This window comes from Cohnella silvisoli (assembly GCF_021190915.1).
Taxonomy (GTDB): domain Bacteria; phylum Bacillota; class Bacilli; order Paenibacillales; family Paenibacillaceae; genus Cohnella; species Cohnella silvisoli.
In genome coordinates, this window is the sequence record NZ_JAIOAP010000027.1 from 47,773 (window position 1) to 67,117 (window position 19,345).

Consider the following 19,345-nt stretch of genomic DNA (forward strand, 5'->3'; position numbering starts at 1 on the left):
CCCTTTCTCGTCTCTTAAAATGAACCACCTGGATCTGTGGGCTTCGCAGAAGCGTATCGGTTGAGTCGTTTACTAATTATTTCTTACGTTCATGGGAAGGGGGTGGCAGCATGCCAACAATTAACCAGTTAGTTCGTAAAGGCCGTCAATCGAAGGTCGTTAAATCGAAATCACCTGCACTTCAAAAAGGCTTCAATGCTCTTAAACGCGTTGAAACTGACTTGAGCGCTCCTCAAAAACGTGGAGTTTGCACCCGTGTAGGAACTATGACTCCGAAAAAACCGAACTCAGCACTTCGTAAATACGCGAGGGTCCGTTTGACCAACCGTGTTGAGGTGACCGCCTACATTGGGGGGATCGGCCATAATTTGCAGGAGCATAGCGTTGTGCTCGTGCGCGGAGGCCGGGTTAAAGATCTACCGGGGGTTCGTTACCATATCGTTCGCGGAGCTTTGGATACCGCAGGCGTTAACAACCGGAAGCAAGCTCGTTCCAAATACGGTACGAAAAGACCGAAAGTCAAAAAATCCTAATAAGCGATTTGGCGATTCTATCGCCTAACGCTGCACAACATGAATAAGAAAGGAGGAACTTCGATGCCACGTAAAGGACCAGTTCCGAAACGGGATGTACTCCCGGATCCGCTATACAATAGCAAACTTGTTACTCGTCTTGTAAACCGCATTATGGTTGACGGCAAAAGAGGCGTAGCCCAGCAACTTCTATACGATGCGTTCACCCTGATTCAAGAGCGCTCCGGTAAAGATGCTATGGAGGTCTTTGAAGCCGCAATTAAGAACATCATGCCGGTACTTGAAGTTAAAGCTCGCCGCGTAGGTGGAGCCAACTATCAAGTTCCGATTGAAGTTAAGCCTGAACGCCGCACGACATTAGGACTGCGCTGGCTCGTTAACTACTCCCGCAATCGCGGAGAGAAAACGATGGTAGAGCGTTTAGCAGCTGAAATTCTGGATGCTTCCAATAACACTGGAGCAGCCGTTAAGAAACGTGAGGACACTCACAAAATGGCGGATGCGAACAGAGCGTTTGCTCACTACCGTTGGTAGAATTCGCTTAAGTATGACAAATGAAGGGAGACTGTACCATGGCAAGAGAGTTCTCCTTGCAAAATACGCGTAATATCGGTATCATGGCGCATATTGATGCGGGTAAAACCACGACTACTGAACGGATTTTGTTCTACACCGGCCGTGTTCATAAGATCGGCGAAGTGCACGAAGGCGCCGCTACGATGGACTGGATGGAACAAGAGCAAGAGCGCGGTATCACGATTACGTCTGCCGCTACAACCGCTCAATGGGACGGGCATCGCATCAATATTATCGACACTCCGGGTCACGTTGACTTTACGGTAGAGGTCGAGCGCTCCTTGCGCGTATTGGACGGGGCTGTCGGCGTATTTAGCGCCAAAGAAGGCGTGGAACCGCAATCCGAAACGGTATGGCGTCAAGCTGACCGCTACGGCGTTCCTCGTATTGCTTACGTCAATAAAATGGATATCATCGGTGCAGACTTCCTGAATGTCGTAAGAGACATGAAGTTGCGTTTGAACGCTAATGCTGTAGCGATTCAACTGCCTATGGGCGCTGAAGATGTTTTCGTAGGAATGATCGACCTGATTGAACGGGTTGCTTATAAATACAAAGACGATCTTGGCAAAGACCCAGAGAAAGTTGCAATCCCTGCAGAATACGAAGCGCAAGTGGAAGAACTGCGGGCCATTTTGGTAGAGAAAGTTGCAGAACTGGACGAAGAATTGACGATGAAATTCCTGGAGGGTGAAGAAATCACCGTTCCGGAAATCAAAGCGGCTCTTCGCAAAGGCGTCTGTGAAGTGAAAATCTTCCCGGTCGTATGCGGCTCTTCCTATCGTAACAAAGGCGTTCAACCGATGTTGGATGCGGTAGTCGATTTCCTTCCATCGCCTCTTGATGTTCCGGCTATTAAAGGACTTCTTGATGATGGTACGGAAACGGTTCGCGAATCCTCCGATACTGCTCCGTTCTCAGCATTAGCATTCAAAATCATGACTGACCCTTATGTGGGTCGCTTGACTTTCTTCCGCGTTTACTCCGGCGTATTGAGCGCAGGCTCGTATGTTGTAAATGCGACTAAAGGCAAACGCGAACGCGTTGGTCGGATTTTGCAAATGCATGCGAACAGCCGTCAGGAAATCAGCGAAGTTCACGCCGGTGATATCGCTGCAGCCGTTGGTCTTAAAGATACAACGACGGGCGATACGCTGTGCGATGAGAAACATCCAGTAATTCTTGAATCGATGAACTTCCCAGAGCCGGTTATCCAACTTGCGGTTGAGCCTAAAACGAAAGCCGACCAAGATAAAATGGGTATCGCCCTGCAGAAGCTGTCCGAGGAAGATCCTACGTTCCGTGCACATACGGACGAAGAAACCGGACAAACCATCATCGCGGGTATGGGCGAGCTTCACTTGGAAATTCTCGTTGACCGTATGCTTCGCGAATTCAAAGTCGAGACGAATGTCGGTAAACCGCAAGTTGCTTACCGCGAAACATTCCGTGTCCCTGCGAAGGTCGAAGGTAAATTCGTTCGTCAATCCGGCGGACGCGGTCAATACGGACACTGTTGGATCGAGTTCGAACCGCGTGAACCGGGCGAAGGTTTCCTATTCGAGAACAAAGTCGTCGGTGGCGTAGTTCCTCGTGAATTCATCGCACCGGTTCAAGCGGGTATCGAAGAGTCAATGAAAAACGGCGTTCTCGCAGGCTTCCCGCTTGTGGATATTAAAGCCACTATCGTTGACGGATCGTACCATGATGTCGACTCCTCGGAGATGGCATTTAAGATCGCTGGATCGATGGCGCTTAAAGCAGCTAAGGACAAATGTAGCCCTTGCTTGCTCGAGCCTATCATGAAAGTAGAAGTAACCGTGCCTGAAGAGTACTTCGGCGATGTTATGGGGATGCTGAGCTCCCGCCGCGGACGCATCGAAGGATCGGATATGCGTTTCGGTGCACAAATCGTCCGTGCAAAAGTTCCGTTGGCAGAGATGTTCGGTTACTCCACGACTCTCCGTTCCGGTACGCAAGGTCGTGGCGTGTTCTCGATGGAACTCTCCCACTACGAAGAAGTGCCGAAATCGATCTCCGATGAGATCATTTCCAAGCACAAAGGCGCTTAAGTTACATTAGAAAGCGGACGGGAATGGGATACGCTATGTGCGCTCCCACCCGCCAACAAATATATCCTTTTAATCATTAAGGAGGAACAGAATCATGGCAAAAGCTAAGTTTGAACGTACCAAACCACACGTTAATATCGGAACAATCGGTCACGTCGACCACGGTAAAACAACATTGACGGCTGCTATCACGACCGTTCTTTCCAAACGTTATGGCGGAGCTGCAGTAGCTTTCGACCAAATCGACAAAGCACCAGAAGAGCGCGAGCGCGGAATCACGATCTCCACTGCTCACGTTGAGTACGAAACACCTAACCGTCACTATGCGCACGTTGACTGCCCTGGACATGCTGACTATGTTAAAAACATGATCACTGGTGCTGCTCAAATGGACGGCGCGATCCTGGTTGTATCCGCAGCTGACGGCCCTATGCCGCAAACGCGCGAGCACATCTTGCTTTCCAAGCAAGTAGGCGTACCTTACATCGTCGTATTCTTGAACAAATGCGACATGGTTGACGATGACGAATTGCTTGAACTCGTTGAGATGGAAGTTCGCGACCTTCTTAACGAATATGACTTCCCAGGCGACGACACTCCGATCATTCGCGGTGCAGCTCGTGAAGCTTTGTCAAATCCAGAAGGTCCATGGGCTGACAAAATCATCGAATTGTTCGAAGCGGTAGATAGCTACATCCCGCAACCTGAGCGCGCAACTGACAAGCCTTTCTTGATGCCGGTTGAGGATGTATTCACAATCACAGGTCGCGGTACTGTTGCTACTGGCCGCGTAGAGCGTGGAGTTATCAAAATCGGTGATGAAGTTGAAATCATCGGTCTCGTAGAAGACACTCGCAAATCCGTCGTAACCGGCGTTGAAATGTTCCGTAAATTGCTTGATTCCGCTCAAGCCGGCGACAACGTTGGCGCATTGCTTCGCGGTGTAGACCGTAAAGACATCGAGCGCGGTCAAGTCATCGCGAAACCGGGTTCCGTTAAGCCTCACACGGAATTCACTGCTCAAATCTACGTTCTGACATCTGCTGAGGGTGGCCGTCATAAGCCTTTCTTCACAGGCTACCGTCCGCAGTTCTACTTCCGGACAACAGACGTAACTGGCATCATCAACTTGCCAGAAGGTACTGAAATGGTTATGCCTGGCGATAACATCGAGGTAACTGTTTCCCTAATCGCTCCAATCGCTGTTGAAGACGGTACTCGCTTCGCTATTCGCGAAGGCGGCCGTACTGTAGGCGCTGGCGCAGTTGCTTCCATTCAAAAGTAAGCAATAAATTAAAAGGGTAGTTCTGGCATTGCGCCGGAACTGCCCTTTTTTTTGTTTTTTTGATAACGAACAATACTTTATTAGTAGGAAAAATACTTAATCGTACAAAGGCTCGTTGCTAAACCTCCCGCGGATATCGTAGCTACGGACAGGAAGAACGTATCTACGGAAAAGAGTATCCCGCCTAAAGTAATGACCATTGCATCCATCATCAAAATGATGACGCCGACATTAATTCGCAGCTTAGATGCCAATAGCATGGCAAGAAGATCAACGCCTCCTGTACTTGTATCAAAGCGAAGCAGTAATCCGAAGCCAATGCCGATGCAGACCCCGCCTGCGACTGAAGCAATAAAGGGGTACGAGTTGACTAATGAACCAAGCGGGTTATAGGGATCGAACAAATCAATGAAGTAGGACAGGAATATCATTCCGAATAAGCTGTGAAAGAAAATGGGGCGGTCCTTAAACCAAGTATAAATAAAAACCGGCAAGCTGCAGAAGATGAGAACAAGGCCTACCTTAGCGCCGAACAAATAATTGGTTATTAGCGCAATGCCTATGAAGCCGCCATCAAGCACTTTAATAGGCATGAGAAAGAAATCAATTCCGGAAGCAATCAATAGGCTGCCTATAATGATAACGATAACTTTATGGAGTGAAAGCAAACACAACCAGTCCTTTCATTGAATGCCTGTCTTATCTATATGGCAGAAAGAGGCAGGCCATGAATGGAACTGGAAAATGATTGAAGATGAGAAACGGCTTATCATCATAAGGATCTGGAGAAAAAGGCGGATGAATAAAAATATAAAAATTATGTTGCAATCGCTTGGGCAGGTCGCTATAATAGTGAATGTTGGTCTGTGACTGTGCGTTGATGTGAGAGGTTGCCGACACACCCGGCCCCTTTGCCATAGGGAAGCCAAAGCGGTGATTGTCGGGTTATTCTCGCGGAGTATGTCCGATTCCAAAATTGGGCGAATGAAGGAGGGAATTCTATGGCTAAGCAAAAAATCCGTATCCGTTTGAAAGCCTACGACCACCGTATCCTGGATCAATCCGCGGAGAAAATCGTAGAAACGGCAAAACGTACAGGTGCAGGTGTATCTGGACCGATTCCGTTGCCGACCGAAAAGCAGATCATTACGATCCTGCGTGCGGTGCACAAATACAAGGATTCGCGTGAGCAGTTTGAAATGCGTACGCACAAGCGTTTGATTGATATCGTCAATCCTACGCCGCAAACGGTTGATGCGCTTATGCGCCTTGATCTGCCGTCCGGCGTCGACATCGAAATCAAACTTTAATTGTAGCTTCAAGTAAATTAGATCCATGAAGGAAAAGAGGTGTCAACATGTCAGGAATCTTGGGACGTAAACTCGGAATGACTCAACTATTCGCAGCTGACGGTAGCGTTGTGCCGGTTACTGTAGTAGAAGCAACTCCGAACATCGTACTGCAAAAGAAAAGTGCGGATAACGATGGATACGAAGCAGTACAGCTAGGCTTCGCGGATAAACGCGAGAAGCTAGCAACCAAACCAGCCATTGGCCATGCCAAAAAAGCCAACACGGCACCCAAGCGCTTCATTCGCGAAGTTAGCGGGCTTGCTCCGGCTGACTTGGAAGTTGGTCAAGAACTTAAAGTTGACCAGTTCTCCGCAGGCGATTACGTTGACGTAACGGGTATTTCCAAAGGTAAAGGAACGACTGGCGCAATCAAACGTTGGGGCTTCCAACGCGGTAAGATGACGCACGGTTCCAAATACCACCGCGGTAACGGTTCACTTGCGACGATTCGCGATGCTAACCGCGTACCGAAAGGCAAGAAAATGCACGGCCGGATGGGTAGCGAGACAATCACGGTGCAAAACCTTGAGATCGTTAAAGTCGATCTTGAGCGTAACGTATTGTTGATCAAAGGCTCCGTACCGGGCGCGCGCAACAGTTATCTCAAAATCCGCACATCGGTGAAGAAATAATTCACAATGTATGAGGAAAGGAGGACCACTCATGCCGAAAGTGGCTGTTTATAACGTAGACGGCAATCAAGTTGGAGAACTTGATCTGGCAGAAGGAGTATTCGGTATCGAACCGAACGTTCACGTTCTGCATAGCGCCGTATTGCTGCAACAAGCTTCGCTTCGCTCCGGTACGCACGACACTAAAGGTCGTTCGGAAGTTCGCGGAGGCGGACGCAAGCCTTGGAAACAAAAAGGAACTGGCCGTGCTCGTCAAGGTAGTATCCGTTCGCCGCAATGGAAAGGCGGCGGTATCGTATTCGGACCAACACCGCGCAGCTATGGATTCAAATTACCTCGTAAAGTTCGCCGTTTGGCCATCAAATCAGCTTTGTCCAGCAAAGTTGTGGATAACCAAATTATCGTTCTCGATCAGCTGAGCTTGTCCCAGCCGAAAACGAAGGACATTTCGAAACTTTTGAACAACCTCAAAGTATCCCGCAAAGCGCTAGTCGTAACCGCGGACTTTGATAATAACGTGGCCCTGTCCGCTCGTAACATTCCTGGAGTCAAATTCGTCTCCGCCGAAGGAATTAACGTTCTAGATGTGATCAAGCATGACCAGTTGATCATCACGAAGGATGCAGTCGCTAAAGTTGAGGAGGTGTTCGCGTAATGAGAAACCCCCGCGATCTAATCAAACGGCCGGTTATTACCGAACGCACAAGCGACTTTATGGAACAGCGGAAATACGTGTTCGAAGTTGACTTGAAAGCGAACAAAACAGAAATCAAACAAGCCATCGAACAGATCTTCAAAGTGAAGGTCGTTGGCGTTAACACGCTCAGAATGCCGGCTAAGCCGAAACGCTACGGCAAACACAGCGGCTACACTTCCGAGTGGAAAAAAGCGATCGTGCAGCTTTCCGCGGATAGCAAACCGCTTGAGTATTTCGAATCCTCTGTATAATAAGTCTCTAAAGTAAGGAGGGAATCCAATTGCCAGTCAAAAAGTTTAATCCGACAACGGCAAGCCGTCGTCAAATGACGATTGCAACGTTTGAAGAGATTACGGCAACAGAGCCGGAAAAATCCTTGCTCGCGCCGCTATTCAAACGCGCTGGTCGTAACAACCAAGGTAAAATTACCGTTCGTCATCACGGCGGCGGTCATAAGCGTAAATACCGGATCATTGACTTCAAACGCACGAAGGACGGCATTCCCGGCCGCGTGGCTTCGATTGAATACGATCCGAACCGGACGTCTTACATCGCTCTGATCAACTATGCGGACGGCGAGAAAACTTACATCATCGCACCGAAAGGTCTTAAAGTCGACGATGTGATCACTTCTGGTCCTGACGCAGACATCAAAGTGGGCAATGCTCTTCCGTTGGAGAACATTCCAGTCGGTACAGTTATCCACAACATTGAGTTGAGACCAGGCAAAGGCGGCCAAATGGTTCGCGCAGCTGGTACTAGCGCTCAATTGCTAGGTAAAGAAGAAACCTATGTTACCATTCGTTTGACATCCGGCGAGATTCGCCGCATTCTCAAAACTTGCCGCGCAACAATCGGTACTGTCGGTAACCAGGATCACGAGTTGCTTAACATCGGTAAAGCTGGACGTAATCGTTGGTTAGGCAAACGCCCGACCGTCCGCGGTGTCGTCATGAACCCGAACGATCATCCACACGGTGGTGGCGAAGGCCGCGCGCCAATCGGACGCAAATCCCCGCTTTCTCCATGGGGCAAGCCAACGCTTGGTTACAAAACCCGCAAGAAGAAAAAAGCTTCGAGCAAATACATTGTTCGTCGTCGCAGCAAGTAATGAAATATCGTCTAGCGGCGTGAACGGCAAACTCTCAAGCCGCGTTGAAGGGAGGAGCATTCCATGGGTCGCAGTTTGAAAAAAGGACCTTTCGTGGATGGCTATCTACTGAAAAAAGTGGAAGAACTGTCCGGTACGAATAAGAAAGTAGTCATCAAAACGTGGTCTCGTCGTTCGACGATTTTCCCACAATTCGTGGGTCTGACGTTCGCAGTATATGACGGACGTAAGCATGTGCCGGTATACGTGTCGGAAGACATGGTCGGTCACAAGCTAGGTGAATTTGCGCCGACGCGCACGTTCAAAGGTCATTCCGACGATGATAAGAAAACGGGCAAGAGATAATTAACCCTACGAAGTGGGATCGACATAGTGCGCCTCCGGCGTCACGGATTGATCGTCACGAGACGTAACGTAAGGGAGGAGGTACACCGATGTCTCAGCAAGCCAAAGCTCATGTGAATAACATTCGCATTCCGGCTCGTAAAGTCCGCCTGGTCGTAGACCTGATTCGCGGTAAAAAAGTCGGCGATGCTGTTGCCATTTTGCGTCATACGCCGCGTTCGGCATCTCCGGTATTGGAGAAGCTATTGAACTCTGCTATTGCCAACGCTGAACACAACTACCAGCTCGACGTGAACAAATTGGTCGTGTCCGAAGCCTTCGTTAACGAAGGTCCAACGATGAAACGATTCCAACCTCGTTCACAGGGCCGTGCATTCAGTATTTTCAAGCGATCCAGCCATATTACACTGGTCGTATCCGAAAAATAAGGAGGGACAACGTGTGGGTCAAAAAGTAAATCCCGTCGGTCTTCGCATCGGCATTATCCGTGATTGGGAATCCAAATGGTATGCTGATAAAGATTTCGGCACCCTTCTTATCGAAGATGTCAAAATTCGCGAATTCCTCAAGAAAAAACTTAAAGACGCAGCGGTTTCCAAAGTCGAGATCGAACGTGCGGCGAACCGCGTTAACGTTACGATTCACACTGCCAAGCCGGGTATCGTAATCGGCAAAGGCGGAGCTGAAGTTGAAGTGCTTCGTGGTCAATTGACGAAGATTTCAAACGGCAAGAAAGTACACATTAATATCTCCGAGATCAAGAATCCGGAATTGGACGCTATCCTGGTTGCCGAGAGCATCGCGCAACAATTGGAACGCCGCGTATCCTTCCGTCGCGCGATGAAACAAGCTATGCAACGTACGCAACGCGCTGGCGCTAAGGGAGTCAAAACAGCCGTAAGCGGTCGTCTGGGCGGAGCGGAAATCGCTCGTCAAGAAGGCTACAGCGAAGGAACGGTGCCTTTGCACACACTCCGCGCTGATATCGATTACGGAACGGCAGAAGCTCATACGACATACGGCCGCATCGGCGTAAAAGTATGGATCTACCGTGGCGAAGTCCTTCCGACGAAGAAAAGAGCTGCTGAGGAAGGAGGCAACTGATCATGTTGGTCCCTAAACGCGTAAAACACCGCAAAGAACACCGCGGTAAAATGAAAGGCCGCGCTAAAGGCGGCGCTGAAGTTCATTTCGGTGAATTCGGTCTGCAAGCGATGGAGCCTTCTTGGGTGACGAATCGTCAAATCGAGGCTGCTCGGATTGCCATGACTCGTTATATCAAACGGGGCGGAAAAGTTTGGATCAAAATTTTCCCTTCTAAGCCGATCACCCAAAAACCTCTTGAGGTTCGGATGGGTAGCGGTAAAGGTAACGTAGAAGCATGGGTTGCTGTCGTGAAGCCGGGCAAAGTATTGTTCGAACTCGCGGGAGTATCCGAGGAGATAGCACGTGAAGCGATGCGTCTTGCAGCGCACAAGCTGCCAATCAAGACGAAGTTTGTGAAACGTGAAGAACTGGGTGGTGAAGCAAATGAAAGCCAGTGAATTTCGCAACCTGACATCGGCGGAACTCGAACAGAAGATCGCCGGCTTCAAGGATGAGCTGTTCAACCTCCGCTTCCAACTGGCTACTGGCCAACTGGATAACCCGCACCGCCTTGGCGATCTGCGGAAAGAAATTGCTCGGGCTAAAACCATTTTGCGCGAGCGTGAACTCGGCATCGGCTAATACCCGGGAAAAGGAGGATTACCATGAGCGAACGCAATAACAATCGTAAAGTGCAGATTGGTAAAGTCGTCAGCGACAAAATGGACAAAACGATTGTGGTGGCCGTTGAAACTTACAAAAAACACAGCCTTTACCACAAACGGATTAAATACACGAAGAAATTCAAAGCGCATGACGAAACCAACGATGCAAAAATCGGCGACACCGTGAGAATCATGGAGACCCGCCCGTTGTCGAAAGACAAAACATGGCGCCTGGTCGAAATCGTCGAGAAAGCCGTATTGGCTTAAGCGACTCACCTGTGACTGAAAGGAGGACCTTGCGATGATTCAACCGTTTACGCGTCTACATGTTGCCGACAACTCCGGCGCGAAAGAATTGATGTGTATCCGCGTGCTTGGCGGTACAGGACGCCGCGTAGGACATATCGGTGATATGATCGTATGCTCCGTTAAACAAGCAACACCAGGCGGCGTTGTCAAAAAAGGCGACGTAGTCAAATGCGTTATCGTTCGTACAAAACGTTCGGTACGCCGTAAAGACGGATCCTATATCGCGTTCGATGAGAACGCGGCAGTAATCGTTAAAGAAGATAAGAGCCCGCGCGGTACCCGGATCTTTGGACCTGTTGCTCGTGAGCTTCGCGAACGCGACTTCATGAAAATCATTTCCCTGGCACCGGAAGTTCTATAACCATCCGGAACGCACCGATGGAGAAACACTCAAGGAGGTGTACCCATGCCCCGTCTGAAAAAAGTGCTGCAATCGCACAACAATAAGCTGCACGTGAAAAAGGACGATAACATCATCGTCATCTCGGGCAAAGACAAAGGCAAGAAAGGCCGCATTATCGCTGCATACCCGCGCGAGAATCGTGTGCTTGTCGAGGGCGTCAACATGGTGAAACGCCATACTCGCCCGAACCCAACGAATCAACAAGGCGGTATCATCGAGCGCGAAGCGCCGATTCACGTGTCGAACGTGATGCATATCGATCCTAAAAGCGGCAAACCAACTCGCGTTGGTTCCAAGACGCTGGAAAACGGCACTAAAATTCGGATCGCTAAGCGCTCCGGAGAATCGATCGACTAATCGCAGTAAGAACGGAAAGGAGGTCACTGTGACTCATGGCAGCAAGAATGAAGGAACGATTCCTGAATGAAATTACTCCTGCGCTAATGCAGAAGTTTAGCTACAAATCCGTCATGCAAGTGCCGAAAGTCGAGAAAGTCGTCATCAACATGGGTGTCGGCGAAGCGGTTTCGAACTCCAAAATCATGGATTTCGCGGTTGAGGACATGCAGAAGATTGCTGGTCAAAAACCTGTAATCACCCGTTCGAAGAAATCGATCGCGGGCTTCCGCTTGCGTGAGAACTTGCCGATCGGCGCTAAAGTAACGCTGCGCGGCGAACGGATGTACTACTTCTTGGATAAGCTGTTCAATATCTCTCTCCCACGCGTACGCGATTTCCACGGCGTATCGACGAAATCGTTCGATGGTCGCGGTAACTACACGCTAGGATTGAAGGAACAACTGATTTTCCCGGAAATCGAGTATGACAAGATTGATAAAGTTCGCGGGATGGATATCGTCATCGTAACGACGGCACAATCGGACGAAGAAGCGCGTGAGCTGCTCACCCAATTGGGTATGCCGTTTGCGAAGTGACGCCAACCCGGCCAAATTAGCAAAAGGTACCTAATGGAGGTGTGAAAGCAAGTGGCAAAAACGTCGATGAAAGTCAAGCAACAGCGTACGCCGAAGTTTAAGGTCCAGGCTTACACGCGTTGCGAACGTTGCGGTCGTCCGCATTCCGTTTTGCAAAAATTCAAGATCTGCCGGATCTGTTTCCGTGAATTGGCATACAAAGGCCAGATTCCTGGCGTCAAAAAAGCGAGCTGGTAATCAGCCTAGTTCGGGAAGGAGGTTTACCCCATGGTTATGTCTGATCCAATTGCAGATATGCTGACGCGCATTCGCAACGCGAATCTCGTGCGTCATGAGTCGGTGGAATTGCCTGCGTCTACGGTTAAGAAGCAAATTGCTGAAATCCTGAAACGTGAAGGTTTTATCCGCGACGCTGAATATGTTGAAGATAACAAGCAAGGGTTGATTCGTATTTTCTTGAAATACGGTCCTAACAACGAGCGTGTTATCACGGGTCTTAAACGCATTAGCAAACCAGGTTTGCGCGTTTATACGAAATCCAATGAAGTACCGCGTGTGTTGGGTGGCCTCGGCATCGCGATCATTTCCACATCCAAAGGCATCATCACTGACAAGGAAGCCCGTCAAGGGAAGTCCGGCGGCGAAGTGCTTTGCTACGTTTGGTAATTTAACTGTCACACGATTGGAGGTGTACCTATGTCCCGTATTGGACGCAAACCGATTCAGGTGCCTAACGGCGTGAACGTGAACCTGGACAACAACGTAATTACGGTTAAAGGCCCTAAAGGAACTTTGTCCCGTGCTTTGCACACCGACATGAAAGTTTCCTACGAGTCCGATGTCATTACCGTTGAACGTCCTTCCGATAACAAGCTTCACCGCTCGCTGCACGGCACGACCCGCAGCGTAGTAGCCAACATGGTTAGCGGCGTAACCGATGGTTACATCAAAAACCTTGATCTGGTAGGTGTAGGTTACCGTGCAAGTAAATCCGGCGATAAGCTGGTATTGAACGTGGGTTACTCTCACCCGGTTGAAATCGTACCGGAAAACGGCATTGAATTCGAAGTGCCGGCACAAAACAAAATCATCGTTAAAGGCATCGATAAAGAAGCAGTCGGAGAGATTGCTGCCAAAATCCGCGCCGTTCGTCCTCCTGAGCCTTACAAAGGTAAAGGGATCAAGTACGAAGGCGAACGCATCCTTCGCAAAGAAGGTAAAGCAGGCAAGAAGAAGTAATGAACTAAGTTGCGGGTGGTTAGAAGCTGCCTAGATGCAACAACGAGAAGGGAGAGAACCTTTCGGATGATTACAAAAAGCGACAAAAATAAAGCCCGTCTGAAACGTCACCTTCGGGTACGTAAGAAAATCAGCGGTACCAATGAACGTCCACGTCTTTCCGTGTTCCGTTCTTCCAAACACATCTACGCTCAACTGATCGATGACGTTAAAGGCGTAACGCTGGCTAGCGCTTCGACGGTTGATAAAGAGCTTGCCGACGTCGGCAATGGCGGTAACGTAGAATCCGCACGCAAAGTAGGCGAACTCATCGCTAAACGTGCGAAAGAAAAAGGATACGAGAACGTCGTGTTCGATCGCGGCGGCTACTTGTATCATGGACGTATCCAAGCACTGGCTGACGCAGCGCGCGAAGCCGGATTACAGTTTTAATTCATTTTTGACACAAGGAGGTAAACGACTTGCGTGTAGATCCGAATACATTGGAACTGACCGAAAAAATGGTTCAAATCAATCGTGTCTCCAAAGTCGTCAAAGGCGGACGTCGCTTTAGTTTCAGCGCACTCGTCGTTGTCGGAGACGGCAAAGGCTGGGTTGGCGCGGGAATCGGTAAAGCTTCCGAAGTTCCAGACGCAATCCGTAAGGGCGTCGATGACGCTAAGAAAAACCTAGTCTACGTTCCACTCGTTGGAACCACAATTCCACACGCCGTTACGGGAAGTTTCGGCGCCGGCAAAGTGCTGCTGAAACCAGCATCAGAAGGTACGGGCGTTATCGCGGGCGGTCCTGTCCGCGCAGTGCTCGAACTAGCTGGAGTCGGCGATATTTTGACGAAATCGCTGGGTTCCTCCAACTCCATTAACATGGTCAATGCGACGTTGGAAGGTTTATCCCGCCTCAAACGCGCCGAAGACGTAGCGAAACTGCGCGGTAAAACCGTAGCAGAGCTATTCCGTTAAGGAGGGAAACAGATGGCACAGCTTCAAATTACCCTCGTTCGCAGCTTGATTGGCCGTCCTGAGAATCAACGTCAAACGGTGAAATCTCTTGGACTCGGCAAGCTGCATACGTCCGTTGTAAGAGAAGACAACGTCGCGACTCGCGGCATGATCAACACGGTCAGTCATTTGGTCGAAGTTAAAGAAGTATAAGCATATAAAGCATAACTCTCAAGGAGGTGCGACGTACGATGAAATTGCATGAGCTATCTCCGAACGAAGGCTCGACTTCTTCCCGTAAACGGAGAGGACGCGGAGCTGGTAGCGGACTCGGCAAAACGTCAGGTCGCGGTCACAAAGGGCAAAACGCTCGTTCCGGTGGCGGTGTTCGTCCCGGTTTCGAGGGTGGTCAAAACCCATTGTACCGCCGGGTACCGAAGCGCGGATTTAACAATGATCGTTTTGCTACAGTCTTCGCGATTGTCAATCTGGACCAGTTGAGCCGTTTTGAAGCTGGCACGGAAGTGACTCCGGAATTGCTGCTAAATGAGGGCATTCTCAAAAATCCAAAAGACGGAATTAAAATTCTGGGCAATGGCGATCTGAACGTGCAGCTGACTGTTAAAGCTCATAAGTTCTCTCAGTCTGCAGCAGAAAAAATTCAGGCCGCCGGCGGTAAAACCGAGGTGATCTAATGTTCGCGACCGTCAAAAACATTTGGAAAGTCGAGGATCTTCGCAAAAGGATCCTGTTCACCCTTTTCATCCTGTTGGTTTATCGAATCGGCTCTTTCATCCCGGTTCCGAACATTGACAAGGACGTTCTTACGAGAGCCGGCGAACAGGGCAACGACCTGTTTGGCCTTCTAAACACGTTCTCTGGCGGTGCATTGTTTAACTTCTCCATTTTTGCTCTGGGGATTACGCCGTACATTACGGCTTCGATCATCGTTCAACTCCTTTCCATGGACGTCATTCCGAAGTTCTCGGAATGGCAGAAGGAAGGCGAGAACGGTAAACGCAAGCTGGCGCAGATAACTCGTTACGGAACGATTATTCTGGGGCTTATCCAAGCTTTTGCAACGGCTATCGGCTTTAACCGGATGTATAATCAAGAAATGGTTTTATATCCAAGCACTGCGACTTATCTAATGATTGCCATCGTCTTGACGGCTGGTACAGCGTTCCTTATGTGGCTCGGTGAGCAAATCAATGAAAAGGGTATCGGCAACGGTATCTCGATCTTGATTTTTGCGGCGATTGTCGCTGCTATACCTAAGCATGTTCGCGAAATTTATGTGTCCCAGTTTACGGATTCGAGTCAATTGTTCCTTAATATCGTAAAGATGGTTATTATCCTGCTTGTAATCATATTGATTATTGCAGGGGTAATCTTCATTCAGCAAGGCGTACGGAAGATTCCGGTTCAATACGCTAAACGTGTTGTCGGACAGAAAATGTACGGCGGCCAATCCACTCATATTCCGCTTAAAGTGAATGGGGCGGGCGTAATTCCAGTTATCTTCGCAGTATCGCTCTTGATGTTCCCGATTACGATCGCGCAGTTCTGGGCTAATCATACGTGGGCCAAGTGGGTCATCACTCATATGTACTATGACAAGCCGTTAGGCATGGTGTTGTACATTTTGCTGATCATTGGTTTCACTTTCTTCTACACCTTCGTTCAATTCAATCCGCAGCAATTGGCGGATAATATGAAGAAGAACGGCGGATATATCCCGGGTATTCGTCCTGGCAAACCGACAGCTGGTTTCCTAATGCGTGTAATCACTCGCATTACGCTAGCCGGCGCAGTTTTCTTGGCTCTGATCTCGGTGCTTCCAGTATTCTTCGGTACGCTCGCGGATCTTCCGCGGACGGTTAAATTGGGCGGAACTTCACTCTTGATCGTTATCGGGGTTGCACTTGAAACGATGAAACAAATCGAGAGCCAATTGATCAAGCGTCACTACAAAGGCTTTATCAACAAGTAATGAACGAGACGGACAGGAGGAACAACAATGAACATCTTGTTTATGGGGCCTCCTGGCGCCGGCAAAGGAACGCAGGCAGAACGGATTGTCGAGCAATTCGGCATCCCGCACATCTCAACCGGTGATGCGTTTCGTTTAGCCATGAAGCAGGGCACGCCGCTCGGACAGAAGGCGAAGGAGTACGTTGACCAAGGCCTTCTCGTTCCGGATGAAGTGACGAACGGTATCGTGCGAGATCGTCTCGCGGAAGCAGATTGCGCCAACGGATTTTTATTGGACGGGTTTCCACGGACGCTGGCACAAGCCGAAGCGCTTGACGGCATGCTTGCCGAAATGGGTCGTAAGATTGACCATGTCATCAACTTAAAGGTAGATCGCAGCTTCCTGCTCGCTCGCCTTACAGGTAGACGGATTTGCAAAACTTGCGGCACGACGTATCATATTATTTTCAACCCGCCTAAGCAGGAAGGCATCTGCGATAAAGACGGGGGAGAGCTGTATCAGCGTTCCGACGATACCGAAGAAAAAGTGGGTACCCGTCTTGATGAGTATACTAGCAAAACGGCACCTCTTCTGACGTATTACGGCGACAAAGGATCGCTCCGCGAAGTAGACGGGGAGAAGGACATCGATGCGGTTACGACCGAGATCGCTTCCCTTCTCAGAGGGTAATCGGCCATGATCGTTATCAAGTCTGAACATGAGTTGAACTTGATGCGCGATGCGGGTAGGATTGTAGCGGAGGCTCATCGCCTGATGAAACAGGCGGTCGTGCCCGGCGTTACAACCGCTGAATTGGATCGCATTTGCGATACATTCATCCGAAGCCAAGGTGCTGTTCCCTCTTTCAAGGGTTATAACGGTTTTCCGGCCAGCATATGCGCTTCCACTAACGAGGAGCTCGTTCACGGGTTTCCCGGTCCGAGGAAGCTAATAGAAGGCGACATCATCAGCATCGATATCGGCGCACAGTACCAAGGCTATCACGGCGATTCCGCTTGGACCTACGGTGTCGGGAACATTTCCGAAGAAGCACAGCGCCTTCTGGACGTTACGGAAGCATCGCTATACGCGGGGCTCGAGTTGGTTCGTCCGGACGTGAGGCTGTATACCGTATCCCACGGCATACAGAAAGTGATCGAAGAGGCGAATTTCTCGGTCGTAAGGGAATATGTCGGTCACGGCATAGGATCGGATCTGCACGAGGAACCGCAAATTCCGAATTATGGCATTCCCGATCGCGGTCCGCGATTGAAACCGGGAATGACACTCGCGATCGAACCGATGGTTATCGTGGGAGAACGTTACGTGAAGACTTTGTCCGATAATTGGACGGTCGTCACGGTGGACGGATCGCTGTGCGCGCATTTCGAGCATACGATTGCCGTAACCGAAGACGGGTACGAAATACTTACCCGTGCGTAAAGCTAGGTGAATGTTATGACGGTAAACGTTAAGTTGGAGCCCGGAGACATCGTGAGAAGCCGGCGTGGTAGAGACGAAGGACAACTAGCAATAGTTATCGCCCTCGTTGAAGAGCGATTCGCGCTCGTGGCCGACGGCGATAAACGCCGCTTCGATCGGCCCAAACGCAAAAACGTGCTGCATCTCGAACCGATCGGGACCCGAAGCGAAGAAGTCGCGAATAATCTTCGCGATACCGGACGCGTGACCAACGCGAAACTCCGGCACGCTATCGGTGAAATCGAACAACGGCTCGAAACGCATGCTGTAGAGAAAGGAGAATGACGGTGGCCAAAGAGGACGTCATCGAGGTCGAAGGAACGGTCATTGAACCGCTGCCGAATGCCATGTTCAAGGTGGAGCTCGAGAACGGGCATCAAATCCTGGCACATGTTTCCGGAAAGCTTCGGATGCATTTCATACGGATTCTAACGGGGGACAAAGTGGTTATCCAGTTGTCGCCTTATGATCTGACACGGGGCCGTATCACCTACCGCAAATAAGTTCGTCCGGTCTACCTAGCGCGTGACAATAACCCGCGAACGCAGATTGTTGTTACGTTTGGATGCATACGTGATGACTGAGCCACGGCGACTTAGACGCGTTAGATCAGTCACACTTTAAGGAGGGTATTATCATGAAGGTGAGACCTTCGGTCAAACCGATTTGCGAGAAATGCAAAGTCATTCGCCGCAAAGGCAACGTGATGGTTATCTGTGAGAATCCGAAACATAAACAAAAACAAGGCTAAATAAGAGGAGGTGCCCTAACTATGGCACGTATATCTGGTGTTGACCTCCCGCGCGACAAGCGCGTGGAAATCGCCCTGACGTACATCTTCGGGATTGGCAAGCCAACTTCCCAGAAGATTCTAGCGTCCACGGGGATCAATCCCGATACTCGCGTTCGTGATCTGACGGAGGATGAGTTAGCTCGTCTTCGCGAAACGATCGACAAAGAACAAAAGGTCGAGGGCGACTTGCGTCGCGAAATTGCACTAAACATCAAACGGCTGATTGAAATCGGCTGCTATCGAGGCATCCGTCACCGCCGCGGTCTGCCGGTTCGCGGACAACGTTCGAAAACGAACGCTCGTACACGCAAAGGTCCGCGTCGTACAGTAGCGAACAAGAAGAAGTAATAAGGGGGGATAACAAACATGGCACAGAAAGGCAAGAAAGTCGTTCGTACCAAGCGTCGTGATCGGAAAAACATTGATACGGGCGTGGCACATATCCGTTCCACGTTTAACAATACAATCGTTACGATTACGGATCCGCACGGAAACGCGGTTTCCTGGGCGAGCTCCGGCAACCTTGGCTTTAAAGGCTCCCGTAAAAGCACGCCTTTCGCGGCTCAAATGGCAGCTGAATCTGCAGCTCGCGCTGCGATGGAACACGGAATGCGTCTGGTTGAAGTCTCTGTTAAAGGTCCTGGCGCCGGCCGCGAAGCTGCGATTCGTTCGTTGCAAGCCGCTGGTCTTGAAGTCAGCATGATCAGAGACGTGACTCCGATCCCGCATAACGGATGCCGTCCTCCGAAGCGCCGCCGCGTGTAGCAACGTTGCAATGTGGTATCAAACAAGAACAACTTGAGAATAATGGTTGTAACGGTTAGGCATACTACATGGTTTACCCCATAAACTCTTAACCTTCATAAAGGTTGAACCATTTAGCTTGGGTGAACAAACGGCAACGTCAGCGACGTTCT

The 19,345-nt window shown here is 49.8% G+C and carries 34 protein-coding genes; 33 read left to right on the forward strand and 1 reads right to left on the reverse strand.

Translation table 11 applies throughout. The features are described 5' to 3' along the window. Positions 1 to 110: 110 nt before the first annotated feature. From rpsL to tuf, 4 genes are all read left to right on the forward strand, one after another. On the forward strand, positions 111 to 533 hold the full coding sequence (gene rpsL / locus K7P76_RS31705) for a 30S ribosomal protein S12 (protein WP_115995304.1): 423 nt from the start codon (positions 111 to 113) through the stop codon (positions 531 to 533). A gap of 63 nt (positions 534 to 596) precedes the next feature. Then, on the forward strand, positions 597 to 1,067 hold the full coding sequence (rpsG, locus tag K7P76_RS31710) for a 30S ribosomal protein S7 (RefSeq protein ID WP_232190107.1): 471 nt from the start codon (positions 597 to 599) through the stop codon (positions 1,065 to 1,067). Between the two features lie 38 nt (positions 1,068 to 1,105). After that, positions 1,106 to 3,181 carry an elongation factor G gene (gene fusA / locus K7P76_RS31715; RefSeq protein ID WP_232190108.1) on the forward strand — a complete coding sequence of 692 codons (2,076 nt, stop codon included), beginning with the start codon at positions 1,106 to 1,108 and terminating at the stop codon, positions 3,179 to 3,181. A gap of 94 nt (positions 3,182 to 3,275) precedes the next feature. Then, positions 3,276 to 4,466 carry an elongation factor Tu gene (gene tuf, locus K7P76_RS31720; protein ID WP_232190109.1) on the forward strand — a complete coding sequence of 397 codons (1,191 nt, stop codon included), beginning with the start codon at positions 3,276 to 3,278 and terminating at the stop codon, positions 4,464 to 4,466. Between the two features lie 80 nt (positions 4,467 to 4,546). Here tuf and K7P76_RS31725 read toward each other — a convergent pair whose 3' ends face one another. Further along, a complete protein-coding gene (locus K7P76_RS31725; protein ID WP_232190110.1) occupies positions 4,547 to 5,134 on the reverse strand; it encodes a YitT family protein in 588 nt (195 codons plus the stop codon). 333 nt (positions 5,135 to 5,467) lie between these two features. Here K7P76_RS31725 and rpsJ point away from each other — a divergent pair, with 333 nt between their 5' ends. From rpsJ to rpsK, 29 genes are all read left to right on the forward strand, one after another. After that, complete coding sequence (rpsJ, locus tag K7P76_RS31730) at positions 5,468 to 5,776, forward strand: 30S ribosomal protein S10 (protein WP_027087350.1); 309 nt, start codon at positions 5,468 to 5,470, stop codon at positions 5,774 to 5,776. Positions 5,777 to 5,823: 47 nt separating this feature from the next. Continuing rightward, positions 5,824 to 6,450, forward strand: coding sequence for a 50S ribosomal protein L3 (rplC, locus tag K7P76_RS31735; RefSeq protein WP_232190111.1), 627 nt, complete (start codon positions 5,824 to 5,826; stop codon positions 6,448 to 6,450). Positions 6,451 to 6,481: 31 nt separating this feature from the next. Next, positions 6,482 to 7,105 (forward strand): 50S ribosomal protein L4, encoded by a 624-nt coding sequence (gene rplD / locus K7P76_RS31740; RefSeq protein ID WP_232190112.1) that lies wholly within the window; start codon positions 6,482 to 6,484, stop codon positions 7,103 to 7,105. Next, positions 7,105 to 7,398 (forward strand): 50S ribosomal protein L23, encoded by a 294-nt coding sequence (gene rplW, locus K7P76_RS31745; RefSeq protein WP_135153597.1) that lies wholly within the window; start codon positions 7,105 to 7,107, stop codon positions 7,396 to 7,398. The genes rplD and rplW overlap by 1 nt, the downstream gene beginning before the upstream one ends. Positions 7,399 to 7,427: 29 nt before the next feature. Beyond that, positions 7,428 to 8,258: a 50S ribosomal protein L2 gene (gene rplB / locus K7P76_RS31750; RefSeq protein ID WP_232190113.1), complete on the forward strand. Its 831-nt coding sequence runs from the start codon at positions 7,428 to 7,430 to the stop codon at positions 8,256 to 8,258. A gap of 63 nt (positions 8,259 to 8,321) precedes the next feature. Continuing rightward, positions 8,322 to 8,603, forward strand: a complete 282-nt coding sequence (gene rpsS, locus K7P76_RS31755; RefSeq protein WP_232190114.1) for a 30S ribosomal protein S19 — start codon at positions 8,322 to 8,324, stop codon at positions 8,601 to 8,603. Between the two features lie 89 nt (positions 8,604 to 8,692). After that, positions 8,693 to 9,031, forward strand: a complete 339-nt coding sequence (rplV, locus tag K7P76_RS31760; RefSeq protein ID WP_120979963.1) for a 50S ribosomal protein L22 — start codon at positions 8,693 to 8,695, stop codon at positions 9,029 to 9,031. A gap of 13 nt (positions 9,032 to 9,044) precedes the next feature. Beyond that, the gene (gene rpsC / locus K7P76_RS31765; protein WP_232190115.1) at positions 9,045 to 9,707 is read left to right on the forward strand and encodes a 30S ribosomal protein S3; all 663 of its coding nucleotides are present in this window, start codon (positions 9,045 to 9,047) and stop codon (positions 9,705 to 9,707) included. A gap of 2 nt (positions 9,708 to 9,709) precedes the next feature. Then, positions 9,710 to 10,147 carry a 50S ribosomal protein L16 gene (gene rplP, locus K7P76_RS31770; protein WP_135153601.1) on the forward strand — a complete coding sequence of 146 codons (438 nt, stop codon included), beginning with the start codon at positions 9,710 to 9,712 and terminating at the stop codon, positions 10,145 to 10,147. Continuing rightward, on the forward strand, positions 10,134 to 10,331 hold the full coding sequence (gene rpmC, locus K7P76_RS31775; RefSeq protein WP_041066918.1) for a 50S ribosomal protein L29: 198 nt from the start codon (positions 10,134 to 10,136) through the stop codon (positions 10,329 to 10,331). Before rplP ends, rpmC begins: the two co-directional genes overlap by 14 nt. A 23-nt stretch (positions 10,332 to 10,354) precedes the next feature. Continuing rightward, a complete protein-coding gene (gene rpsQ / locus K7P76_RS31780; protein WP_169281345.1) occupies positions 10,355 to 10,621 on the forward strand; it encodes a 30S ribosomal protein S17 in 267 nt (88 codons plus the stop codon). 34 nt (positions 10,622 to 10,655) lie between these two features. After that, complete coding sequence (gene rplN / locus K7P76_RS31785) at positions 10,656 to 11,024, forward strand: 50S ribosomal protein L14 (protein ID WP_135153603.1); 369 nt, start codon at positions 10,656 to 10,658, stop codon at positions 11,022 to 11,024. 45 nt (positions 11,025 to 11,069) lie between these two features. Continuing rightward, positions 11,070 to 11,423 (forward strand): 50S ribosomal protein L24, encoded by a 354-nt coding sequence (gene rplX / locus K7P76_RS31790; protein WP_232190116.1) that lies wholly within the window; start codon positions 11,070 to 11,072, stop codon positions 11,421 to 11,423. Positions 11,424 to 11,458: 35 nt separating this feature from the next. After that, positions 11,459 to 12,001 (forward strand): 50S ribosomal protein L5, encoded by a 543-nt coding sequence (gene rplE, locus K7P76_RS31795; RefSeq protein ID WP_232190117.1) that lies wholly within the window; start codon positions 11,459 to 11,461, stop codon positions 11,999 to 12,001. Between the two features lie 51 nt (positions 12,002 to 12,052). Continuing rightward, positions 12,053 to 12,238: a type Z 30S ribosomal protein S14 gene (locus tag K7P76_RS31800; protein WP_232190118.1), complete on the forward strand. Its 186-nt coding sequence runs from the start codon at positions 12,053 to 12,055 to the stop codon at positions 12,236 to 12,238. A gap of 30 nt (positions 12,239 to 12,268) precedes the next feature. Next, positions 12,269 to 12,667 carry a 30S ribosomal protein S8 gene (rpsH, locus tag K7P76_RS31805; protein ID WP_232190119.1) on the forward strand — a complete coding sequence of 133 codons (399 nt, stop codon included), beginning with the start codon at positions 12,269 to 12,271 and terminating at the stop codon, positions 12,665 to 12,667. Positions 12,668 to 12,697: 30 nt separating this feature from the next. Next, a complete protein-coding gene (gene rplF, locus K7P76_RS31810; protein WP_232190120.1) occupies positions 12,698 to 13,240 on the forward strand; it encodes a 50S ribosomal protein L6 in 543 nt (180 codons plus the stop codon). A gap of 66 nt (positions 13,241 to 13,306) precedes the next feature. Then, a complete protein-coding gene (gene rplR, locus K7P76_RS31815; RefSeq protein ID WP_232190121.1) occupies positions 13,307 to 13,672 on the forward strand; it encodes a 50S ribosomal protein L18 in 366 nt (121 codons plus the stop codon). 29 nt (positions 13,673 to 13,701) lie between these two features. Next, a complete protein-coding gene (gene rpsE, locus K7P76_RS31820; RefSeq protein WP_232190122.1) occupies positions 13,702 to 14,199 on the forward strand; it encodes a 30S ribosomal protein S5 in 498 nt (165 codons plus the stop codon). Between the two features lie 12 nt (positions 14,200 to 14,211). After that, a complete protein-coding gene (gene rpmD, locus K7P76_RS31825; protein WP_232190123.1) occupies positions 14,212 to 14,391 on the forward strand; it encodes a 50S ribosomal protein L30 in 180 nt (59 codons plus the stop codon). A gap of 38 nt (positions 14,392 to 14,429) precedes the next feature. Next, positions 14,430 to 14,873 carry a 50S ribosomal protein L15 gene (gene rplO, locus K7P76_RS31830; RefSeq protein WP_232190124.1) on the forward strand — a complete coding sequence of 148 codons (444 nt, stop codon included), beginning with the start codon at positions 14,430 to 14,432 and terminating at the stop codon, positions 14,871 to 14,873. After that, positions 14,873 to 16,171, forward strand: coding sequence for a preprotein translocase subunit SecY (gene secY, locus K7P76_RS31835; RefSeq protein ID WP_232190125.1), 1,299 nt, complete (start codon positions 14,873 to 14,875; stop codon positions 16,169 to 16,171). Before rplO ends, secY begins: the two co-directional genes overlap by 1 nt. 27 nt (positions 16,172 to 16,198) lie before the next feature. Next, the gene (locus tag K7P76_RS31840; protein WP_232190126.1) at positions 16,199 to 16,843 is read left to right on the forward strand and encodes an adenylate kinase; all 645 of its coding nucleotides are present in this window, start codon (positions 16,199 to 16,201) and stop codon (positions 16,841 to 16,843) included. A 6-nt stretch (positions 16,844 to 16,849) separates the two neighbouring features. After that, on the forward strand, positions 16,850 to 17,596 hold the full coding sequence (gene map / locus K7P76_RS31845; RefSeq protein ID WP_232190127.1) for a type I methionyl aminopeptidase: 747 nt from the start codon (positions 16,850 to 16,852) through the stop codon (positions 17,594 to 17,596). Between the two features lie 15 nt (positions 17,597 to 17,611). Further along, positions 17,612 to 17,920 (forward strand): KOW domain-containing RNA-binding protein, encoded by a 309-nt coding sequence (locus K7P76_RS31850; RefSeq protein WP_232190128.1) that lies wholly within the window; start codon positions 17,612 to 17,614, stop codon positions 17,918 to 17,920. A gap of 2 nt (positions 17,921 to 17,922) precedes the next feature. Beyond that, positions 17,923 to 18,138, forward strand: coding sequence for a translation initiation factor IF-1 (gene infA, locus K7P76_RS31855; protein ID WP_035121186.1), 216 nt, complete (start codon positions 17,923 to 17,925; stop codon positions 18,136 to 18,138). Between the two features lie 134 nt (positions 18,139 to 18,272). Continuing rightward, a complete protein-coding gene (rpmJ, locus tag K7P76_RS31860; RefSeq protein ID WP_003333770.1) occupies positions 18,273 to 18,386 on the forward strand; it encodes a 50S ribosomal protein L36 in 114 nt (37 codons plus the stop codon). Positions 18,387 to 18,407: 21 nt separating this feature from the next. Further along, a complete protein-coding gene (rpsM, locus tag K7P76_RS31865) occupies positions 18,408 to 18,776 on the forward strand; it encodes a 30S ribosomal protein S13 (RefSeq protein WP_232190129.1) in 369 nt (122 codons plus the stop codon). Between the two features lie 18 nt (positions 18,777 to 18,794). Continuing rightward, positions 18,795 to 19,193, forward strand: coding sequence for a 30S ribosomal protein S11 (gene rpsK, locus K7P76_RS31870; protein ID WP_130615150.1), 399 nt, complete (start codon positions 18,795 to 18,797; stop codon positions 19,191 to 19,193). The last annotated feature ends 152 nt before the right edge of the window (positions 19,194 to 19,345 follow it).